General features: G+C 42.5%; 15 protein-coding genes, 1 tRNA gene and 1 pseudogene. 4 read left to right on the top strand and 13 right to left on the bottom strand.

Going from position 1 to position 21,148, the window contains the following annotated elements:
• Nucleotides 1-78 precede the first annotated feature (78 nt).
• From LG003_RS20800 to gpt, 12 genes and pseudogenes are all read right to left on the bottom strand, one after another.
• Nucleotides 79-171, bottom strand: a tRNA-Ser gene (locus tag LG003_RS20800).
• Between the two features lie 386 nt (nucleotides 172-557).
• Nucleotides 558-743: a carbon storage regulator CsrA gene (gene csrA, locus LG003_RS20805; RefSeq protein ID WP_002209449.1), complete on the bottom strand. Its 186-nt coding sequence runs from the start codon at nucleotides 741-743 to the stop codon at nucleotides 558-560.
• Nucleotides 744-989: 246 nt separating this feature from the next.
• Nucleotides 990-3,620 carry an alanine--tRNA ligase gene (gene alaS / locus LG003_RS20810; RefSeq protein WP_262981547.1) on the bottom strand — a complete coding sequence of 877 codons (2,631 nt, stop codon included), beginning with the start codon at nucleotides 3,618-3,620 and terminating at the stop codon, nucleotides 990-992.
• 442 nt (nucleotides 3,621-4,062) lie between these two features.
• The gene (recA, locus tag LG003_RS20815; protein WP_112878357.1) at nucleotides 4,063-5,130 is read right to left on the bottom strand and encodes a recombinase RecA; all 1,068 of its coding nucleotides are present in this window, start codon (nucleotides 5,128-5,130) and stop codon (nucleotides 4,063-4,065) included.
• 176 nt (nucleotides 5,131-5,306) lie between these two features.
• Complete coding sequence (pncC, locus tag LG003_RS20820) at nucleotides 5,307-5,864, bottom strand: nicotinamide-nucleotide amidase (RefSeq protein ID WP_112878375.1); 558 nt, start codon at nucleotides 5,862-5,864, stop codon at nucleotides 5,307-5,309.
• Nucleotides 5,865-5,874: 10 nt separating this feature from the next.
• Complete coding sequence (lplT, locus tag LG003_RS20825; RefSeq protein ID WP_112878374.1) at nucleotides 5,875-7,044, bottom strand: lysophospholipid transporter LplT; 1,170 nt, start codon at nucleotides 7,042-7,044, stop codon at nucleotides 5,875-5,877.
• Nucleotides 7,045-7,112: 68 nt separating this feature from the next.
• Nucleotides 7,113-8,990: pseudogene (gene aas, locus LG003_RS20830) on the bottom strand (bifunctional acyl-ACP--phospholipid O-acyltransferase/long-chain-fatty-acid--ACP ligase); the annotation flags it as partial.
• A 99-nt stretch (nucleotides 8,991-9,089) separates the two neighbouring features.
• Complete coding sequence (gene aroL, locus LG003_RS20835; protein ID WP_112878355.1) at nucleotides 9,090-9,614, bottom strand: shikimate kinase AroL; 525 nt, start codon at nucleotides 9,612-9,614, stop codon at nucleotides 9,090-9,092.
• Nucleotides 9,615-9,790: 176 nt separating this feature from the next.
• A complete protein-coding gene (gene proA / locus LG003_RS20840; protein WP_112878354.1) occupies nucleotides 9,791-11,044 on the bottom strand; it encodes a glutamate-5-semialdehyde dehydrogenase in 1,254 nt (417 codons plus the stop codon).
• Between the two features lie 9 nt (nucleotides 11,045-11,053).
• On the bottom strand, nucleotides 11,054-12,157 hold the full coding sequence (proB, locus tag LG003_RS20845; protein ID WP_112896388.1) for a glutamate 5-kinase: 1,104 nt from the start codon (nucleotides 12,155-12,157) through the stop codon (nucleotides 11,054-11,056).
• Between the two features lie 200 nt (nucleotides 12,158-12,357).
• Nucleotides 12,358-13,605, bottom strand: a complete 1,248-nt coding sequence (gene frsA / locus LG003_RS20850; protein ID WP_262981548.1) for an esterase FrsA — start codon at nucleotides 13,603-13,605, stop codon at nucleotides 12,358-12,360.
• Nucleotides 13,606-13,618: 13 nt separating this feature from the next.
• Nucleotides 13,619-14,080 (bottom strand): xanthine phosphoribosyltransferase, encoded by a 462-nt coding sequence (gene gpt, locus LG003_RS20855; protein WP_112878352.1) that lies wholly within the window; start codon nucleotides 14,078-14,080, stop codon nucleotides 13,619-13,621.
• A gap of 380 nt (nucleotides 14,081-14,460) precedes the next feature.
• Between gpt and pepD the strand changes: the two genes are divergently transcribed.
• Nucleotides 14,461-15,936, top strand: coding sequence for a beta-Ala-His dipeptidase (gene pepD / locus LG003_RS20860; protein ID WP_262981549.1), 1,476 nt, complete (start codon nucleotides 14,461-14,463; stop codon nucleotides 15,934-15,936).
• Between the two features lie 52 nt (nucleotides 15,937-15,988).
• Here pepD and dinB read toward each other — a convergent pair whose 3' ends face one another.
• Nucleotides 15,989-17,044 carry a DNA polymerase IV gene (gene dinB / locus LG003_RS20865; RefSeq protein WP_262981550.1) on the bottom strand — a complete coding sequence of 352 codons (1,056 nt, stop codon included), beginning with the start codon at nucleotides 17,042-17,044 and terminating at the stop codon, nucleotides 15,989-15,991.
• Nucleotides 17,045-17,285: 241 nt separating this feature from the next.
• Here dinB and LG003_RS20870 point away from each other — a divergent pair, with 241 nt between their 5' ends.
• The 3 genes from LG003_RS20870 (at nucleotide 17,286) to LG003_RS20880 (ending at nucleotide 21,098) form a co-directional block, all read left to right on the top strand.
• Nucleotides 17,286-19,616 carry a TonB-dependent hemoglobin/transferrin/lactoferrin family receptor gene (locus LG003_RS20870; RefSeq protein WP_112878348.1) on the top strand — a complete coding sequence of 777 codons (2,331 nt, stop codon included), beginning with the start codon at nucleotides 17,286-17,288 and terminating at the stop codon, nucleotides 19,614-19,616.
• A 601-nt stretch (nucleotides 19,617-20,217) separates the two neighbouring features.
• Complete coding sequence (locus tag LG003_RS20875; protein ID WP_112878347.1) at nucleotides 20,218-20,532, top strand: antitoxin of toxin-antitoxin stability system; 315 nt, start codon at nucleotides 20,218-20,220, stop codon at nucleotides 20,530-20,532.
• 161 nt (nucleotides 20,533-20,693) lie between these two features.
• Complete coding sequence (locus LG003_RS20880; protein ID WP_112878346.1) at nucleotides 20,694-21,098, top strand: type II toxin-antitoxin system YafO family toxin; 405 nt, start codon at nucleotides 20,694-20,696, stop codon at nucleotides 21,096-21,098.
• Nucleotides 21,099-21,148 lie beyond the last annotated feature (50 nt).

Consider the following 21,148-nt stretch of genomic DNA (forward strand, 5'->3'; position numbering starts at 1 on the left):
CAGAAGGATTCGAACCTCCGACCGCTCGGTTCGTAGCCGAGTACTCTATCCAGCTGAGCTATGGATGCGTGGTTTAAATGGCGGTGAGAGAGGGATTCGAACCCTCGATGCAGCTTTTGACCGCATACTCCCTTAGCAGGGGAGCGCCTTCAGCCTCTCGGCCATCTCACCGTACGCTTTCTCTCGAATCGCGACTCAGAACTTTTATTTAAGCTCCTCGTCACTGCGTGGCGCACATATTACTTTCCCAGATTTATAAGTCAAACAATTTTTCTAAACCCGTGTTTGTTTGAACACTTCACACACAAGATGTGTGGTTTGACACCAAAAAGTGTACTTTATCAGCAGCAAACTATTACACCTTCAATTAAAGTGCATGCAAATCATTATTCGCCACAATAACATGATAGGAACATTCTGTTCTTACGATAGAAAAACAAAAAAGATGGGAAAATAGACAAGAGTTTAAGAAATTAGCAAGACAAAAAGTACCAACAGAGGTGAAATCCCTCAAAAATGGCGCCCGGTTCTAACAGAGATAGGACGCCAACTTAGAGTCAATAAGTTGTTGGCTGAGATTTTTCGGCCTGAATCCGCTGATAAATTTCTTCACGGTGAACAGAAACTTCTTTAGGGGCATTTACACCAATACGAACTTGGTTACCTTTAACCCCTAGTACTGTAACTGTTACCTCATCGCCTATCATGAGCGTTTCACCAACTCGACGAGTCAGAATAAGCATTCTTTGCTCCTTGAAAATTTAAAAGAGTCGGGTCTTTCGGTTTCCCCGCTATTATCCATCAAACACCGTGAAAACGTAAAACAATAGTATATGCTTAAAGTATAAGCAATTTTAAGCGCATTTCCTATCTATATAGTTTAGCCAAAATAAATAAATATGCGCTCAACCTTTTAACAATTTCACAACAAGATTTCAAGGCACCATAAAAACAACTCTATGGCGCCCTCTAAACTCAGGTAATACCGCTTATAGCCGCGATACTACCCACTCTTCCACACTATCCAAAGCAGAAGGCAACGCTTCAATATCAGAACCACCTGCTTGGGCCATATCAGGGCGACCACCGCCTTTACCACCGATTTGCTGAGCTACAGAGGAAATTAACTCACCTGCTTTTATTTTAGCCGTCAGATCCTTTGTGACCCCAACAATTAAGCTGACTTTATCATCACTTATAGTGGAAAGCACAATAATTGCTGAACCTAGTTGATTTTTCAGATCATCAACCATCGTTCTCAACATCTTAGGCTCTGTATTGCTTAACTGACTGACCAACAACTTCACACCCTTCACTTCTTTCGCTTTGCTTGCTAAAGAAGAGCTCTCTTGTGCAGCCTGTTGATCTTTAAGCTGTTGAAGCTCTTTTTCCAACGCTTTGGTTCTATCCAGCGTCACCCGCACTTTTTCACTCAGGCTATGAATATCACTTTTCACCAATTGAGCAATATCCTGAAGTAAATCAACCTGTTGATGTACAGATTCCAACGCTTTTTTACCTGTAATTGCTTCGATCCTACGGATACCCGCAGCCGTTCCAGATTCAGCAATAATACGGAACAAGCCAATATCGCCGGTACGATTTGCGTGAGTCCCTCCACATAATTCAGTGGAGAAATCCCCCATTGACAGTACACGGACTTGCTCTTCGTATTTTTCACCAAACAGTGCCATTGCACCTTTGGCTTTTGCTGTTTCTAGATCCATCAATTCAGTAACAACAGGTGAATTTTGACGAACTTCGGCATTAACCAAATCCTCAACCTGACGGATCTGTTCTGGTTTCATCGCTTCAAAGTGAGAAAAATCAAAGCGAAGGTATTTATCGTTAACCAGAGAGCCTTTCTGTGATACGTGCTCACCCAAAATTTGACGTAATGCAGCATGTAACAGATGGGTTGCTGAGTGATTCAAACGAATTGCATCACGACGTTCAATATCAATAACCGCATTGATGGTATGGTTTACACTTAAGGTACCTTTTTCAAGCTTACCAATATGACCAATAGCCTGACCATATTTTTGTGTATCAATAACACAAAAAGCACAATTGGTATTACTCAGAATACCCGAGTCACCAACTTGTCCACCGGATTCAGCATAAAAAGCGGTCTTATCCAGGATAACAATCGCTTCTTCACCCGCTTGAATTTGATTCACTGATTCACCATTACGGAAGATAGCAGTTACTGTTGCCTGCTGTTCGTTATGATCGTAACCAGAGAAATCGCTGCGTTCATCAACTTTGATCAATTCATTATAATCAGTACCGAAACCACTTGATTCACGAGCACGACGACGCTGATTTTCCATTGCTACTGCAAATCCCGCTTCATCAACGCTAATACTACGCTCACGGCAAACATCAGCGGTTAAATCCACAGGAAAACCATAGGTATCATACAAACGGAAAGCCGTTTCGCCATCCAGAATATCACCGGACAGTTTTGCGAGTTCATCGTCTAATAACTGAAGACCACGTTCCAGAGTACGAGCAAACTGCTCTTCTTCTGTTTGCAAGATCTGCTCAACAATTGCTTGCTGGCGTTTAAGTTCTTCCCCCGCAGCTCCCATCACTTCTAGCAATGGCGCAACCAGTTTGTAGAAGAAGGTTTCTTTAGCCCCCAACATGTTTCCGTGACGGATAGCTCGGCGGATAATACGACGCAGAACATAACCACGGTTTTCATTAGAAGGAACAACACCATCACAAATCAAAAATGCACATGAACGAATGTGATCAGCAATAACCCGCAGAGACTTATTACTCAGATCATCTGTCGCACCGGTGACATTAGCAACAACTGTAATCAAATCACGGAACAGATCGATCTCATAATTAGAATTGACGTGCTGCAATACAGCAGCGATACGCTCCAGCCCCATACCAGTATCTACTGATGGTTTTGGCAACAGCTCCATCGTGCCATCAACATGACGATTGAACTGCATAAAGACGATATTCCAGATTTCAATATATCTGTCACCATCTTCCTCTGTGCTTCCTGGCGGCCCACCCCAGATATGCTCACCATGATCATAAAAAATTTCAGTGCAAGGGCCACAAGGACCAGTATCACCCATTTGCCAGAAGTTATCCGACGCATAAGGAGCACCTTTATTATCACCAATGCGGATAATTCTTTCTGCTGGTATTCCGACTTCATTCTTCCAGATATCATAGGCTTCATTATCTGTCTGATAGACAGTCACCCATAATTTTTCTTTAGGCAAATTAAACCAATCTTTACCCGTCAGAAGTTCCCAAGCATAACTAATAGCATCATGTTTGAAATAGTCGCCAAAACTAAAATTACCCAGCATCTCAAAGAAAGTATGATGGCGTGCGGTATAACCTACATTTTCTAAATCATTATGTTTACCACCAGCACGAACACAGCGCTGAGCAGTTGTTGCTCGGGAGTAAGATCTTTTGTCCTGTCCAAGAAAGACATCCTTAAACTGGTTCATCCCTGCGTTGGTAAACAGCAGTGTTGGGTCATTATTTGGCGCCAAAGAACTACTTGGTACGACTTGATGCCCTTTAGTATGAAAAAAGTCGAGAAACGCTTGACGGATCTCAGCGGTGCTTTTGCTCATAATTGTCCCAAAATCAAGCTGGAAAAAACAGATTTATGAATTGGTTAGGTGGGATATTCCATCACCTATTTTCAACTCACGAATAAACAAAGTGGGGATAAGATAAAAGTTCTTCTATTAGAAGTAAAATCCCATATATACCCGTCATCTTTCAAGTTGCCTCTTTGTTGGCTGCACTCGCTCACCCCGGTCACATAGTTTGCTATGCTCCCGGGGATTCACTCCCTTGCCGTCGCGATGCATCTTGAAATCCATTGGGTATACATCCATTCGCAGGCAGCATTGTAAATCGTCTAGGTATTTTCTGAAAGCATGATCGCATAATATGGATAATACTTGCTTTCTGAGAGAAGAAACCGCGTCATTATTAACGCGGTATAAGTTTGATGACAAAACTTTTACAGCTTTGAATATAAGAATAGAGACTACCGATATTATTAGATTAGAATTCTTCGTTATTCATCTCTTCGTTTTCATTGGCTTCATAATCAGAAGCAGCACTATTGAATTCGCCGGCATTGTGCAACAGCATTTCACGTAATTTTTTATCCAGCTCAGTAGCAACTTCAGGATGTTCTTTCAGGTAGATGGTAGCATTCGCTTTGCCTTGACCAATTTTATCGCCATTATAGCTGTACCATGCGCCTGCTTTTTCCACCAATTTATGCTTCACACCTAAATCGATTAATTCACCATAAGTGTTAATGCCTTCGCCATACATAATCTGGAATTCTGCTTGCTTAAATGGCGCTGCCACTTTGTTTTTTACCACCTTAACACGGGTCTCGCTACCAACGACCTCTTCGCCATTTTTCACAGAACCAATGCGGCGAATATCCAGACGAACAGAAGCATAGAATTTCAGCGCGTTACCACCGGTGGTAGTTTCAGGGTTACCAAACATGACACCAATTTTCATACGAATCTGGTTGATAAAGATCAACAACGTATTGGAACTTTTCAAGTTACCGGCCAGTTTGCGCATTGCCTGACTCATCATTCGAGCTGCCAGCCCCATATGAGAATCACCAATTTCCCCTTCTATTTCGGCTTTTGGTGTTAAGGCAGCAACGGAGTCTACGATAATGACATCAACAGCGCCGGAACGTGTTAACGCATCACAGATCTCAAGAGCCTGTTCCCCCGTATCGGGTTGAGAACACAACAGGTTATCAATATCAACACCCAACTTCTTAGCATAGATAGGATCAAGAGCGTGTTCAGCATCAATAAACGCACAGGTTTTACCTTCACGTTGTGCCGCAGCAATCACCTGTAATGTCAGCGTTGTCTTACCAGAAGATTCCGGGCCATAGATTTCAACAATACGCCCCATCGGCAGGCCGCCAGCACCTAATGCAATATCCAGTGACAATGAACCCGTGGAGATAGTTTCAACGTCCATTGAACGGTCTTCGCCCAAACGCATGATGGAACCTTTACCAAACTGTTTTTCAATTTGGCCTAGTGCCGCTGCTAGTGCTTTTTGTTTATTTTCATCAATAGCCATTTTTACTCCCTCGTAAGCAATGAAAGGGCTCTCTCACTGCCGATGAATAATTTCTGATACTAAAACATTGTTTGTAATTATACTGTATAATCATACAGCATCAAGTTAATTTTTTATACCCGTTATCTTTCAAGTTGCCTCTTTGTTGGCTGCACTCGCTCACCCCGGTCACACAGTTACCTATGCTCCCGGGGATTCGCTCCCTTGCCGTCGCGATCCATCTTGAAATCCATTGGGTATATAATCTCTGATAACAGTGTTTTCAGAGAATAAATGACAGCTTGAAGGCGTACTTCATTTCGATCACCATTAAAACAACAACGGCGAGACACAACTTCTACCCCATTTACCGTTAGATATGCAAACCCAAACCACACTGTACCAACAGGTTTTTCTTCGCTGCCACCATCAGGCCCAGCAATGCCACTGACCGAAACCGCCAGATCTGCCTGCGCAGCTTTCAGTGCTCCTACGGCCATTTCTCTCACAACCTGTTCACTGACAGCCCCATATTGCTGTAAAACGGCTTCTGACACACCAAGCATCTGATGCTTAGATTTATTACTGTATGTCACAAAGCTTCGGTCAAAATAAGCAGAGCTACCGGCAATATCTGAAATTGTTTTCGCCAACCAGCCACCGGTGCAAGATTCAGCGCAAGTCACCCACAGTTTTTGCTGTCTCAGCTTCTCTCCCAGTTCAATACTAAGCTGAGTCAGAATTTTTTCACTCATAACACTCTCTTTATCCGGTAAAAGATCCATTTCTTTGAAACCGGTTCCAAATCCACAAACTCGTGATTGTCAACGCCAACAGAGTACCAAAGCCTATCCCTGTTGTAACAACCGGGACGCCTATTTTAATAACCAATGAATACAAGCCAAGCATCAATAACATGGCGATATTCTCACCCAAATTCTGTACTGCAATTGCATAACCAGCCCCAATCGTTTGTCTGCCACTTTCCTGCAATAATGCATTCAGTGGAACAATAAACAAACCGCCAAAAATACCGAGAGTGATTAATAAGACGTAGGAAGCCCAAATACTTTGCTGAACAGCAAAAATGACCACCATCACGCCGATTAAAACACCAGCAGGCATACAACGGTGGACTGTTTTAAGGGTGATGAAACGGGCAGCAATACCTGCACCAATAATAATGCCGACAGCAACCATCACATTAAGTATTGTCGGCGTGCTATTGTCAGAAATTCCCAGAACAACAGGTACCCATAAGACCAATAGGAATCTCAATGTGATACCCGCTCCCCAGAACAAACTCGTACCAATTAAAGAAAATCGAGCTCCTTTGTTATGCCAAAGAATACAACAAGATGAAGCAAAGTCTGTCAGCACCTTTTTCAGATTCCAGCCTTTATCCTGACGCACCGCCGATAATCGAGGGATAAAGAAATTAGCGACAACAGCGATACCATACATCAGTGCACAAACAAGCAGTGCGACAGCCAAATTCCAATCAGACAAAAAACCGCCAGCAACAGAGCCCGTAAGAATGGCAATTATCGTTGAAGCCTCCATCAAACCATTAGCCTTGACTAAACGATCACCATCGGTCAATTCAACCAAGATTCCATATTTAGCCGGTGAATATGATGCAGCCCCCACGCCCACCAAGGCATAACCCAGAAATGGATCATATCCCAGGCAAATAGTAAACGCGCCCAACAACTTTAGGCTATTAGCAAACAACATCACACGATCTTTCGGGAAACGATCAGCAATTTGCCCCACAAAAGGCGCCAATAGGATATATGCCAAGACAAACACTATCTGTAATATTGGCTGGCTCCAGTCAGGATAAAACTGGGCTTTCAATTGCGCCAGGATCGCAAACAACAGCGCATTATCGGCAAAAGCCGAAAAAAACTGCGACACCAATACAGCTTTCATACCGCGGGTTAATAGCGGTTGAACAACGGAGGATGCATTCACGATTATTGTTCCTATTCAGCTTCACTTTCCAATAACACGATTTCTTCCTGTTTAACAAAATGTTTCCCCTGACCGAGGATAGTACAGAATCCCTGTTCATCAATTGAAACAATATCTCCAGTATCGAACCAATCAAACTGAATATTCCCATGCTCATCTTTTGCCGCCGGTGGTTCTAAATGATTTGGATCTTCCACTCTCAGATACCCTTTCATCATATTTGGGCCACGTAGTTGCAAACGTCCCCCCGTCTTAATTCCTGCTACCGGAATCAAACGGGATTCCATTGCTGGCAAAATCCGCCCAACAGTACCGACCTTAGCCATCATCGGCACATTTAATGCAATGACAGGCGCACATTCTGTCATGCCATATCCTTCTAAAATGCGAATGCCGAATTTATCTTGCCAAATCTGTTTAGTATTTTCAGCAAGCTTTTCAACACCGGCTATAACACAACGAAGACGCGCAAAATCATACGGATGAGCAAAATAGGCATAATTCTCCAGGAAAGTGGATGTACCCAATAATACGGTACAGTTACATTCATATACCAGTTCTGGTACTACCCGATAATGCAATGGATTTGGGTAGAGGAATATTCGACTACCAGACAACAGTGGAGTGAATAAGCCAACAGTCAATCCAAATGCATGAAATAGCGGTAGAGAAGACATAAAACGGTCAAGTGGATTGAAATCAGTAATGGTTTTTATCTGTTCCACATTGGCTAACAAACTCGCGTGACTGTGAACTACACCTTTTGATACAGCTTCTGAACCGGACGTAAATAGTACCAAAGCATCATCATCTGGTTTTTGTGCCACCATCGCTTGCTTCGGAAAAAAGAGGTGCCACAAGATCCATAATTTATCCAGAAAAGTCACTGTACCTTCCAAATCCTCAAGATAAACCCAGTTAATCTCAGTAACCTGCTCAGATAAATGTGTTAATCGCTCCTTTTTCAGAAATTGCCGGGAAGTCACGATAGTTTTAATACTGGCAACCGCTAGCGCATTCTTCAATCCATGACTGTCGGTTGTATAGTTTAGTAAAGCCGGTATTCTTCCTCTCAAAGATGCCCCGAATATCGCAGCGACCATAATAGTGGCATTAGGTAAAAGAAAACCAATCCGTTCCCCCTGGCAGGTAAAACGCTGCAAAATACGACTGGCAGCCAGTACTTTTTTAAGCAGACTGTTATAACTCTCTTCTTTAAAAGAAACATCTTCAATACAGGGCTTAAAACGACCAAATTGTTTTCGTGCAACCAATAAAGATTCAAATATTGTTTCTTGCGGTCGGGTCGCCATTCGTGCATTCATCATTATTTCATGCAAACGCTCACCGGCTAAACGACGTCGTTGCTCCGAACTAGACGCATCCGGCATCGGCAATTGTGTCGCAGGCAGGATTTTCATTGTCACCTTCGGAAAAAGGTGAAGTTTGAAAATACCTTTTAATCGGCTGAATAGGGTTCTTTCTAACCCTTCAAAACGAACAGGAACCACAACGGCTTCGGATATCGCCGCAATAAAAGCTGCCCCATCATAGATTTTCATCAAAGAACCGGTAACAGTAATTCTTCCCTCAGGAAAAACAACTATTGGTCGTCCTTTTTCTATTTCCTTAACCAGTATCCTGACAGCCATTGGATTTATTGGGTCTAAGGGAACTATTTCAACATAGCGCCTTACCAGTTTCATAAAACCACGATTTGCAATGTTGGAATAGACAGCAAATACTGGCTTAACCGGCAAGAAAAGTGTCAGCAAAACACCATCAAGAAAAGAGACATGATTAGGCGTGATAAGGCATTTGGGGTGGTTAAATTGTTTAATATCTCCTTCTATTGTTAAACGAAACATTAAACGAAAAACAAGCCTTAGAAATTTAAACAACATATTCGTATCTCAACCCATTTGAAAAAATAAATAGAAGATACTATTTATTCTTCGACACTGTAATATTCCTATTTCTCTATAAAAAATACTAAAATAGTGTCAGAAAACTATTCCAGAGAACATAATTTCTTTCACATAAGTTGTAATTTTTTCCGGTGAAAGTTGCGCATTAATAATATGGTTCGCACATTCACAGTAGAGATTTTCTCTGGCGGCAAGCACTTCTTCCATTTCTTCAATAATAGATTTTCCCGTCAAACTAGGGCGTTGGGTACTTTCTGGTTGCTGCATTAATCGCTCAGCCAAAATGCTCGCTGAAGCTTGAAGATAAATCACCGTGCCATTTTGTCGCATATATTGGCGATTTTCAGCGGAAAGAATGATCCCACCACCGGTAGAAATAACACAATTGCTTTGAGTAACTTGTTGTAAAGCTTGACTTTCTAATTGCCGAAATTGTTGCCATCCTTGCTGGTTAACAATATCCTCAATGGTCATGTTACTGGTTTGTTGGATATGGTGATCAGTGTCAATAAATGTGTACGATAATTCATTGGCTAATAATTTTCCAACCGTCGTTTTTCCTGCCCCACGTGCACCTACAATAAATAATATTTGGTTCACTGCCTGATATCCTTGATAAATTTCATCGTTAAAAATATATTAACGCCTATAGTAACCAGAACTTTACATCAACGTAAAATTAAAAGTTAATATATACGGTAAAAGCTACCCCAAAAGCATGATCTTACCGAAACTTCAATATAACCAGACACGCTTCTGGGGTAACAGTAAACACATTACTTACGGATTAAATCATCTCCATAACCAATCCATTTATACGTAGTCAGCGCATCTAATCCCATTGGACCACGGGAATGCAGTTTTTGCGTACTAACGGCAACTTCCGCTCCCAAGCCAAACTGGCCACCATCAGTAAAACGAGTGCTAGCATTCACATAAACCGCAGCAGAATCAACCTGACGAACAAAATAGTCAGCATTGTGCAAAGATTGAGTCAAAATAGCATCAGAATGGGACGTACCATATGTACGAATATGATCAATTGCCTGCCCCATATCACTAACAATTTCCACATTCATATCCAGAGATAACCACTCATCACAGTAATCTGCTTCTGTAACATCCACGACCTTAGCAGGTCCATCTTTCAAAAACACCATTGCTGATTTACTCGCATGCAGAGTAACTCCCTGTTCTTCCATGCGCTTGCTCAATGCAGGCAGAAAATCAGCCGCAATCTTCTGATGTACCAGCAAGGTTTCCAAAGCATTACAGGCACTTGGCCGTTGTACCTTAGCATTAGTGATTACAGTTAATGCCTTAGCAAAATCAGCACTTTCATCGACAAAGGTATGACAAACGCCAATTCCACCCGTAATAACTGGAATGGTCGATTGCTCACGGCACAGCTTATGCAACCCTGCCCCACCACGTGGAATCAACATATCCACATAGCGATCCATTTTTAGTAGCTGAATAACTAACTCACGGTCCGGTTTATCTATCGCTTGCACGGCTGCGGTAGGTAATCCACTCTGTTCAAGTGCCTGCTGAATGACTTTCACTGTCGCTTGATTGGTGTTATGAGTCTCTTTACCTCCACGCAAAATAACTGCATTACCGGTTTTCAAACACAGAGATGCAACATCGATGGTGACATTAGGGCGCGCTTCATAAATCACCCCGACCACACCCAGCGGTACACGGCGACGCTCCAACCTCAAACCACTGTCAAGCAAACTGCCATCAATGACTTCCCCTACCGGGTCAGATAAACGGCATACCTGACGAACATCGTGAGCTATCGCTGTCAAACGTTCTGGCGTCAATAATAGACGATCCAACAGTGCTTCGCTCATGCCCTGTTCACGAGCCTGAATCATATCAAGCTGATTAGCTTCAAGAATGATTGCACATTCCTGCTCTAGCAAATCTGCAATGCGGATTAATGCCTGATTTTTCTGTTTTGTACTTAGCTGTGCCAGTTGCCATGCAGCTTCCCTGGCAGCCTTTCCCATTTGTTCTAACATTATAAATCCTTAACTTACGATCATGTCGTCACGATGAACCGCAACAGCACCATATTCATAACCGAGGATTTGGCTTATCTGTTGTGAATGGTGGCCTGCAATTAAACGTAGAGCATCACTGTTATAACGGCAAACACCATGCGCCAAATCTTTACCAGACAGACTACGAATGCAGATAACCTCTCCACGGGAGAAATCACCTTTAATATTTTTAATCCCTTTCGGTAATAAAGAGCTGCCTTTTTCGCAGATTGCTGTCTCAGCGCCATGATCTACAATAATTTCACCCGCTGGAGGTGCGCCAAAAATCCAACGCTTGCGATTTTCCATCGGGCTTTCCAACCCATGAAAGCGAGTACCTACTGGATTACCTTCAATGACATCAGAGATGACATCTGGTTTATTACCCGCGGCAATAATGACATCAATACCAGCGCGACCTGCAATCCCCGCAGCTTGAAGTTTAGTTGCCATTCCTCCCGTCCCTAAACCCGAAATGCTATCACCGGCAACCATACGTAATTCATCGCTGATGTCATAAATTTCCGGGATAAGTTTTGCGTCTGGATTGCTACGCGGATCAGCGGTATACAGCCCTTCAATATCCGTCAGCAATAGCAACTTATCGGCTCCCGCCAGAATTGCCGCTAGTGCAGATAAATTATCATTATCACCAACTTTAATTTCCGCCGTTGCAACTGCATCATTCTCATTAATTACAGGCACAATGCGATTATCGAGCAAAGCCTGTAAGGTATCTCTGGCATTTAAAAAACGTTCGCGATCTTCTAAATCCGCCCGGGTCAATAACATTTGCCCAACATGGATACCATAAATAGAAAAGAGCTGCTCCCACAACTGAATCAACCGACTTTGACCGACCGCCGCCAGCAATTGCTTGGAGGCAATTGTTGCAGGTAGATCCGGATAGCCCAAATGTTCCCTCCCTGCCGCAATAGCACCGGAAGTCACAATAATAATGCGATGACCTTTTTCATGTTGCTGAGCACATTGCCTTACCAGTTCTACAATATGAGCTCGATTCAGGCGACGAGAGCCGCCTGTCAGTACACTCGTCCCCAGTTTCACAACCAATGTTTGGCTGCTATTCATCATATTTTTGCCATTAGATTTAAATTAAAAAAACAGTGCTCAGTTTTAACAGGAGAGAAGCGTTATGCCAACAGGCATCATAATGCTAAATTGAAAAATATAGGAGCTTAGAACAAATTAATGCTGTTCACTTCACCCGAAAGCGCATGAAATTTTTATAAAATAAAGCAGCTAATAATCAACAAGTAACGGAAATTTCATCAACAGACTTTATTTTTCAACCATTGACTAATCTCCCATAACGCCTTATTGAAACTGTTATAAACAGGCGTTGTCGGAATAGCCAGTAATTTACTATCCATTGATGACATTGCTATCAGCTTAGATTCTTCTTTCGGGCTGAAAATATCATTCTGCCAATAACCCGCTAACATAGGAACGGAACAACGCCGACCTAACAAACCTTGTTTTTTAAGGGAGTAACAGCCGAGTTCGAGACGAAACGCCTTTTCATCCACATTATAAATACCCAATCTGCTAGCAAACATATCAAGATACATCGAAGGTGAATTTTGTTGACGTTCAACGCTGCTGAGCCACTCATGAACGATAGCGCCAAGAGTTGCAACACCCTTGATACGTTTAAATTCCAAATAGGCCAACCGGACGGCAATATTGGCACCAAAGCGAAAACCAAATAGGCCAATCCTGGAGTGGTCAATCCAAGGAATTTCATCCAATTGATGGATGATTTGTTGATGGAGAATACAAGTATCCTGTGTCAGCCTCAGACGTGAAGAGTAACCAATCGAGGGCATATCCACAGTTAACATCGCAAATCCAAGCGGCGCCAGATAATCACGGAATAGCCGATAATAATCGCTTTGCAAATTATCCAAACTGCCACAAACCAAAATAGTTGGAGAAGGCCTTTGCAGTTGCTGAGGCAGATGAAGGAAGCCAGTCACACAACCACCTTCCTTGAGTTTGAACTCTATTTTCCTCAACTGATAGCCAGAACAACGAGCCGCATTTTCATAAGCTTTATTGGCTAGAATGACGGCCTGCTGAGACAACTCATCACCCTTAAGATGGGGATAACCAGCGATGCTATACAAATTAGCCGCTTTCAACCAGAAATTGCCAGCTTCTGAGATCTGCTCTGCCTGCAACGCTCTCTGTTGCCACAACATCGCCTGATGTGACCACTCAAAAACCCAGTTACCTTTACGATACCCAATCACAGTATCCAGTAAATTATCATCACTGCGCTGCGCGTTTGTCATGGCAATCCGGCACAACACTTCTTCTATTTCAAACGGATCAATTTCTCGCCAAATCCACATCAGCCGGTTAATCATACGATACCAACTACCATGACTATTACCATCCAACGTACTGTAATTACCCGCAATTAACCGGGGATGGCAGTGCTTTACCAGCGTGGAAGTTTCCTGATGTTTTTGTCTTGGCTTAAAAAGTGATTCTGAAAGGTTCTGGTTTGCCATAACAATGCTGACGTTATTTACCTTCACAAATTGGCGGAACGAATACTACACCCATATCCCAAGGTTGCTCGATCCAAGTATCTTGAGGAATATCAACAATATAATCATCAACCAGAGGTTGGCCTGCCGGCTTTGCAAAAATAGTCACAAAATGGGCTTTTGGATATATTTCACGGATGGCCTGAGCAGTACCTCCAGTATCAACCAGATCATCCACAACGATAAAACCTTCACCATCACCTTCTGCTTTTTTCAGAACTTGTAGTTCACGTTGATTATTATGGTCATAGCTGGAAATACAGACTGTATCTACATGACGGATACCCAATTCACGCGCTAAAAGCGCCCCAGGCACAAGACCACCCCGGCTAACGGCAATGATACCTTTCCACTGTTCGATAGGGAGTAAACGTTGCGCCAATTTACGGGCATGTATTTGCAACATATCCCAAGTTACGACATATTTTTCGCTCATAAAAATTGATCCCGACAACTTAAAAATACTTTAGAAAAGCATCTGGCAAAAAAAGTTGCGCGAATTATAGTGACTTAGGTCTGTAAAAACTAGCGGAAACAAGGAATCGATGAATCGTATTATTCTTAACAAAACTAAAGTGGTATTCTGAGTCCAATAACATCATGGCGTTAAGCGCTCATCATATATACCCAATGGATTTCAAGATGCATCGCGACGGCAAGGGAGTGAATCCCCGGGAGCATAGCAAACTATGTGACCGGGGTGAGTGAGCGCAGCCAACAAAGAGGCAACTTGAAAGATGACGGGTATAAAAACTATTTATCGGGTAGAGAGTAGTATTTCCATCTTAATTGAGATGCAGTCATAGGAGATTCGTCGTGTCAGAACTATTACAATCAGAACTATCACAATTATCCCCTCAACCTCTATGGGGCATCTTTGCCAAAATCTGCTCTATTCCTCACCCTTCCTATCATGAAGAAGCCCTGGCAACCCACATTGTTCAATGGGCGCAAGAAAAAGAGTTGCACGTTGAACGTGATCAAGTCGGCAATATTCTGATCAGAAAGCCAGCCAGTAAAGGGTTGGAAAATCGTAAGGCGGTTGTTCTGCAAGCACATCTTGATATGGTGCCGCAGAAAAACAACGATACAGTACACGATTTCACTCAAGATCCTATCCGTCCTTATGTTGATGGTGAATGGGTTACTGCCCAAGGTACAACTCTGGGAGCTGATAACGGTATTGGCCTGGCATCAGCGTTGGCTGTACTGGCTGATGACAATGTAAAACATGGCCCTATAGAAGTTTTATTGACCATGACAGAAGAGGCCGGAATGGATGGCGCTTTTGGCTTGCAACCGGGCTGGCTGCAAGCTGATATCTTAATCAATACCGATTCAGAGGAAGAAGGGGAAATCTACATGGGTTGTGCTGGAGGTATCGATTTTACCACCACTTTAGCATTGACTCGTGAAGTTGTTCCGGCTAACTACAAAACACTAAAACTGATAATCAAAGGGCTAAAGGGCGGGCATTCCGGTTGTGATATTCATTTAGGACTGGGTAATGCCAACAAACTACTGGCTCGCTTCCTTGCCGCCCATACTCAGGAATTGGCGCTAAAACTGCTCGACTTCCAAGGCGGTACGCTGCGTAATGCCATTCCACGCGAAGGCCATGTTATTGTTGCTATCCCTGCCGATAAAGCAGCACAGCTTACTCAACTGAAAGATGAGTACTTAGGTATACTGAAAAATGAGTATGCCGTCGTTGAGAAAAACCTGACTGTATTACTGGAAGAGGTCGAAACCGACATTCAGGCATTAACTGATGACTGCCAAAGCCGTTTTATCTCATTGCTAAACAGTACCCCTAATGGTGTTATCCGTATGAGTGATGTCATCAAAGGTGTAGTAGAAACTTCGCTAAACGTGGGCGTTGTGGCGATGGAACAAGATAAGGTAAATCTCATTTGCTTAATCCGTTCGCTTATCGACAGCGGCAAGTCTTATGTCATAGGTATGCTCTCTTCGCTAGCTCAACTGTCGAATGCTGAGATTTCCGCTAAAGGTGATTATCCCGGCTGGCAGCCAGATGCAAGTTCTCCGGTAATGCACTTAGTACGTGAAACTTATCAGCAGTTATTCGACAAGATACCTAATATCATGGTGATCCACGCCGGACTAGAATGTGGCCTATTCAAGAAACCTTATCCTGATATGGATATGGTATCTATCGGACCAACCATCACGGGCGCTCACTCTCCTGACGAACAGGTGCACATCAAGAGTGTCGGGCAATATTGGCAACTGCTGACGGCAATTCTGAAAGCTATTCCTGAAAAAGCTTAATCAGCTCTCCCCTGCCTCAATGTGATGGCAGGGGAATTACCATTCAAGCAAGTTACCATTCAAATAAAAGTTGCCGCTCAATTTCTGGATCCTGCAAAGTTACGTGCAAACCCACTAAACGAACGCCACGCCCTTCCCGACGAGAGGTCCATGTTTTCTGGGCCAATTGCAATAAATCCTGCTTATCCAATAGTGGATGAACATGCTCCTGAGTGGTTAGTTGAAAATCATCAAATTTCAGTTTCACCCCTTGACGGGCAATCCGCAGATCAGGTTTAACGTTATTCAACCGTTTTTCTAATTCCAGATATAAACTTTCTATTAGTTCAGTGCACTGTTCCCATTGATGAATATCTCTCGCAAGTGTCCGCTCCACACCAATTGATTTTCGCAGACGGTCTGGATTCACTAATCGCTCATCAATACCGTGACAACGATCCCAAAGTACCTGACCAAATTTCCCCAATTGTTTCACCAAAACAATCACGTCATATTTTTGTATATCAGAACAGGTTTCCAGCCCCATATTAGCCAGCCGTTGCACCATGACTTTGCCAACCCCCGGAATTTCTCGCAAAGGTAAAACCTTAACAAAATCAGCCACTCGATCAGGAGGAATGACATATTGCCCATTCGGTTTATTAATATCAGAAGCGATTTTTGCCAAAAATTTCACCGGCGCAATACCGGCTGATGCCGTCAATTGTAATTCATCAAAAATGGATTTACGGATCTCCTGTGCGATAAGCGTGGCAGATCCATAACAATGATGGCTATCAGTGACATCTAGATAAGCTTCATCCAATGACAGAGGCTCTATCCACTCAGTATAACGAGACAATATCTGATGGATATGCCGGGAAACCTCCCGATATAGCGCCATACGCCCCGGAAGAACTTTAAGCTGAGGACAGAGTTTCAACGCCATTGCAGTAGACATTGCACTACGTACTCCAAAACGACGGGCAGGATAATTAGCTGTACTAATAACACCCCGCTTGTCTGCACTGCCGCCCACAGCAATGGGAATATGACGAAGTGACGGATCATCACGCATTTCAATAGCTGCGTAGAAACAATCCATATCAATATGAATAATCTTTCGCATTCTGCTTTAGCCTATCAACAATGACTGTATAAACATACATAAAAATAGACTCAAGAGCAATCTAGTAACAACATCAAGAGTTATTGTTAACAGATGCTTTTAGCTCAGATTTGAAGATATCTTGAACAACAAAATAATTAATACCGTTATTAACTTTTTACTGCCCGATTCCTTGCGTTAAGTGACCTATCCTGTAAGTGCAACTTTTCTATTTAACGACATTTCAAGGATGCTTATAACAATGAAAAATAGCGGGAAACCACAAAAAACCTCAGCTACAGCGACTACACAACCAATTAATCGCACTCTTCATTATGCTTTATCCAGCATAATTATGCTGAGTACTGGCCTGCCAGGTTATCTGGCCGCCCAGGAAAATGGAGAGCAAAAATCAAAAGAAAAACCGGAAAAATCAGAGAAAGTCATCACACTTTCCACACTTTCTGTTATTGGCGGATTGAATAACAGCGTCAGTGCTGGAAGCTCAGTATTGAAAAAAGAGGATATTGAACGCACCCAGGCAGATAATATTGCCGAGCTGCTCGATCAACTCCCCGGCGTTTCTATGTCAGGATCGCCTCGTCCAGGCGGCCAAACTTTGAATATCTGGGGAATGGGCGATACCGAAGACGTTAAAGTCACTCTGGATGATGCACCAAAAGGTTTCGAGAAATATCGCCAAGGCTCTATCTTTATTGAGCCAGAATTAATCAAGCGAGTCGATGTCGATAAAGGCCCACATAATCTACTTGATGGTAATGGCGGATTTGGCGGAACAGTTAAAGTTGTCACCAAAGATGCCAGTGATTTATTACGGCCTGGAGAAGATTTTGGTGGATTGTTGAAATACAGTTATCACACCAATGATCGCCAAAATATTTATAGCAGCGCAGTCTATGGCCGGACAATAGAAGGCTTTGCTGACGGCCTGTTATATATGAGCAAACGAGATGGCGGCAACATTAAACGACCGGATGGCACCCGTTTTGCATTCTCTAAAAGTGATCAGGCATCCTACTTACTGAAAACGAATTTTTACCTGAACGATGCTAATACATTAACACTTTCCGCTATGCGTTCTGATTCTGATGGTTGGCAGCCGTGGGCAGCAAAACGCGATGAAATAGTTACTCCATCAGAGGCCCATATTAAGAAATATGGTTGGGATGAAGCCTGGCGTCGTAAGCTGGTTTATCGTGATCAAACAGACCAAAATTACACTGCTAAATGGAATATTGCACCAGAAGACAATCCGTTACTTAACCTGACAGCAACTTATGCCTATTCGAAAACAGAACAGCATGATAAGCGGCCAGTCAATGCAGGAGCAGTTGCTAGCATAGGAAATCTTGGTAATGAAAGTTGGATCGACTATGTGGATAATCTTGTTGATATCAATAATAAAATGGCTTTTATGACTGGAGCGATAGAGCACACGCTCCTAACTGGTGTTCGTTGGCATAAAAATCAGCGTAACACATTAATGTATTACAAAAATCAGAGTAAAAATCCAGCCTATAATTATGGCTATTTCCAACCATATCAAATGCCATCAGGAAAACAAGAAACTCATAGTTTCTATCTACAAGATGCAATGACTATTGGCAGTGTCACCGTCACACCGGGAATTCGCTATGACCATATCAAAAATACGGGCAAGGAAAACATTGCTGCCGTTTATAATGATAAATCGCCCAAAATAGGCCACGATTATAGCAGCGTCACCTATACCGGCTGGTCTCCTCATTTAGGTATTATGTGGAAAGCAACACAAAACCTATCACTATTTTCTGATATTAGCCATACATGGCGTGCCCCACTGGTAGATGAGCAATATGAAGTACAATATGCACAGTCAAGTGTTACAGCCACCAGTCGTAATCTAGATGTAGAAAGAATGACTGGACTCCGCTTCGGTGCAATTCTGGATTTTAATAATCTGCTGACAGCTCAGGATAGTTTACAGATCCGCACCACTCTATTCTACAACAGAGGTAAAGACGAAATATTTACTGGTCGCAGTAAGATTCACTGTAAAGCTCAAGCAAACGGCGCACCAGAATCCGCTTGCAGCAAGCCCTTACCCAATTATCGTAATTTACCGGGATACTCCATTCAGGGGCTAGAAATCGAAACCTTCTATGATAGTAGTTACCTATTTGGCAAATTCTCTTTCTCAACAATCCGTGGGCAAAGGGATACCTCTCCTATCAATCCGTGGTGGAACCGTAAAACCTGGCTTAGAGATATTCCACCTACCTCTGCCCATACAATGCTTGGTGTAAAAATTCCTCAATGGCAAATGGCTGTTGGTTGGACTGGTGATTTCATTCGCAAACAAGACCGTTCTCCTACAGATGGCGATCCAGATGCAGGTCATTGGGCATTACCAAAAAGCAAAGGTTATGCACTGCACGGCTTATTCGCCAGCTGGCAACCCAATTTCTGGCAAGGTCTTGAAGCACGTGTCACAGTAAATAACCTGTTTAATCGTGATTATCGCCCATACCTCAGTGAATCGGTTTCCGGGATTGGACGTAACATTAAATTCAGTATCTCCCAGAAATTCTGATTTCTCACCTGATAGTTCCCTCTTTTTGAGGGAACTCAGACTGCTAACCAACCCATTTAAAATTTCGTTTTATCGGAAACTTTTGATAGCGTGTTATCGGCTGATTCGTTTTCTCTGATACTTTAATAATGCTTTATTGCATCAACGATGGTAAAAGTCTGGCAAATTAATCAGCCAGAACAGTTAAACGGGCATTTAAACGTTTAAATAAAACCGTAGAAAAACAACGTTATTGGAATGATTAAATCAATGTAAAAAAATTTAAACCCGCGTATTTAAGGTGTTGGTTTTGCATAATAAATGCAACATAATAATACCGCAAATAACCTGGTTAATATTCATTTAAATCATTTGGTTGCGGATTTTGTTACCCCCTATTTTTAATGATTTAATCGGTTTATGAAAAAGTTTATTCCCCGGTTGAAAACGTTATTAAAATCGGTTTCTTGAAACTCTTTATCTATGGGAACCTCAAAGATTGCCAAACAGCTAAAGATAGGCCGATAAACGGTCTACAAGATACTGGTTTCAGATTAAATATAGAGCTATATTTAGCCCTATATTTAGTATATTTTATAATTTTTCTGAATGGAGGTTTACCATGTTGCAGAAAGTCATGTGTGGCTACACAACAGCTATCAGTAAGTTTAAATCCAATCCCAGTGCAGCACTGGCAGAAGCCCAGGGAGATGCTATTGCTGTTTCATCTAACAATCAGATCCAGTTTTACGCCGTTCCTGCCGCACTTTTTGAAGAGATGAGCACGCTTTGTGAATATGCACAACGGGGAAGTACGGAATTGAAAAGCATCCCGGCCAATTTCACCGGAGAAGGGCTAAATATGAATAAAATAACCACTAAGATGGCTGCAAAAATCAAAGAGGGAATGGCCGGGGACTACGAAGAATGGTCGTAAGATATGGACCTATCTCTCCGAAGAAAGGACACGACCAATCTTTAGTGATCTGCTGGTGATGAACAGCGCCCTTCGTCTCCAGCAGATCATTTTCACCTTAGTGAAAATGAAATAAAGAAAATAACGGAAAAGTCAATAAGCAATTAAAAGGAAACTCTGCGGTGATAAGAATATTCACGCACCGTGTTTTAAAAGAGGCTTTAGGCGAACAGAAAACCAAGGCGCTGGTTGATGACTTTCGGGCCTATAAAGAGGGAAAAGGCTTACCCATTACCTTTGGTCGAGACGTTCCCTACCGGTTTACGCATAATCGATCTTACCTTGAATTGCAGCACCTGCATTTCAAAGACAAAGGATTTCCACTCAAACTGGCGCAATTTAAACGAACCAGTGGTTATGTTTTGGTTTATTGCCTTGGTTTTTTCGACGCCAACACCTATCTGTTAATCGCGATTATCAAACACTGGGATCACAACAAGCCCAATGATGTAGCTGAAACGGACAGGGATATCCATTTAATGAACGAGCTGGAAAAAATTGCCGAAGGCTTTCGGGAAAAATACTAGTCTGACGGTAACAAGTGAACATTTGTTACTCCGATTTTTCATGATTGATG

The organism is Photorhabdus kleinii (genome assembly GCF_025384885.1).
Taxonomy (GTDB): domain Bacteria; phylum Pseudomonadota; class Gammaproteobacteria; order Enterobacterales; family Enterobacteriaceae; genus Photorhabdus; species Photorhabdus kayaii.

What these genes read in the sequence shown, in the direction of transcription:
- LG003_RS20875 (WP_112878347.1), top strand. Translation starts at nt 20,218, where the DNA reads ATGTTGCAGAAAGTCATGTGTGGCTACACAACAGCTATCAGTAAGTTT.
- dinB (WP_262981550.1), bottom strand. Translation starts at nt 17,044, where the DNA reads ATGCGAAAGATTATTCATATTGATATGGATTGTTTCTACGCAGCTATT.
- pncC (WP_112878375.1), bottom strand. Translation starts at nt 5,864, where the DNA reads ATGAGTGAAAAAATTCTGACTCAGCTTAGTATTGAACTGGGAGAGAAG.
- frsA (WP_262981548.1), bottom strand. Translation starts at nt 13,605, where the DNA reads ATGGCAAACCAGAACCTTTCAGAATCACTTTTTAAGCCAAGACAAAAA.
- gpt (WP_112878352.1), bottom strand. Translation starts at nt 14,080, where the DNA reads ATGAGCGAAAAATATGTCGTAACTTGGGATATGTTGCAAATACATGCC.
- recA (WP_112878357.1), bottom strand. Translation starts at nt 5,130, where the DNA reads ATGGCTATTGATGAAAATAAACAAAAAGCACTAGCAGCGGCACTAGGC.
- csrA (WP_002209449.1), bottom strand. Translation starts at nt 743, where the DNA reads ATGCTTATTCTGACTCGTCGAGTTGGTGAAACGCTCATGATAGGCGAT.
- proA (WP_112878354.1), bottom strand. Translation starts at nt 11,044, where the DNA reads ATGTTAGAACAAATGGGAAAGGCTGCCAGGGAAGCTGCATGGCAACTG.
- lplT (WP_112878374.1), bottom strand. Translation starts at nt 7,044, where the DNA reads ATGAAAGCTGTATTGGTGTCGCAGTTTTTTTCGGCTTTTGCCGATAAT.
- alaS (WP_262981547.1), bottom strand. Translation starts at nt 3,620, where the DNA reads ATGAGCAAAAGCACCGCTGAGATCCGTCAAGCGTTTCTCGACTTTTTT.
- LG003_RS20870 (WP_112878348.1), top strand. Translation starts at nt 17,286, where the DNA reads ATGAAAAATAGCGGGAAACCACAAAAAACCTCAGCTACAGCGACTACA.
- proB (WP_112896388.1), bottom strand. Translation starts at nt 12,157, where the DNA reads ATGAATAGCAGCCAAACATTGGTTGTGAAACTGGGGACGAGTGTACTG.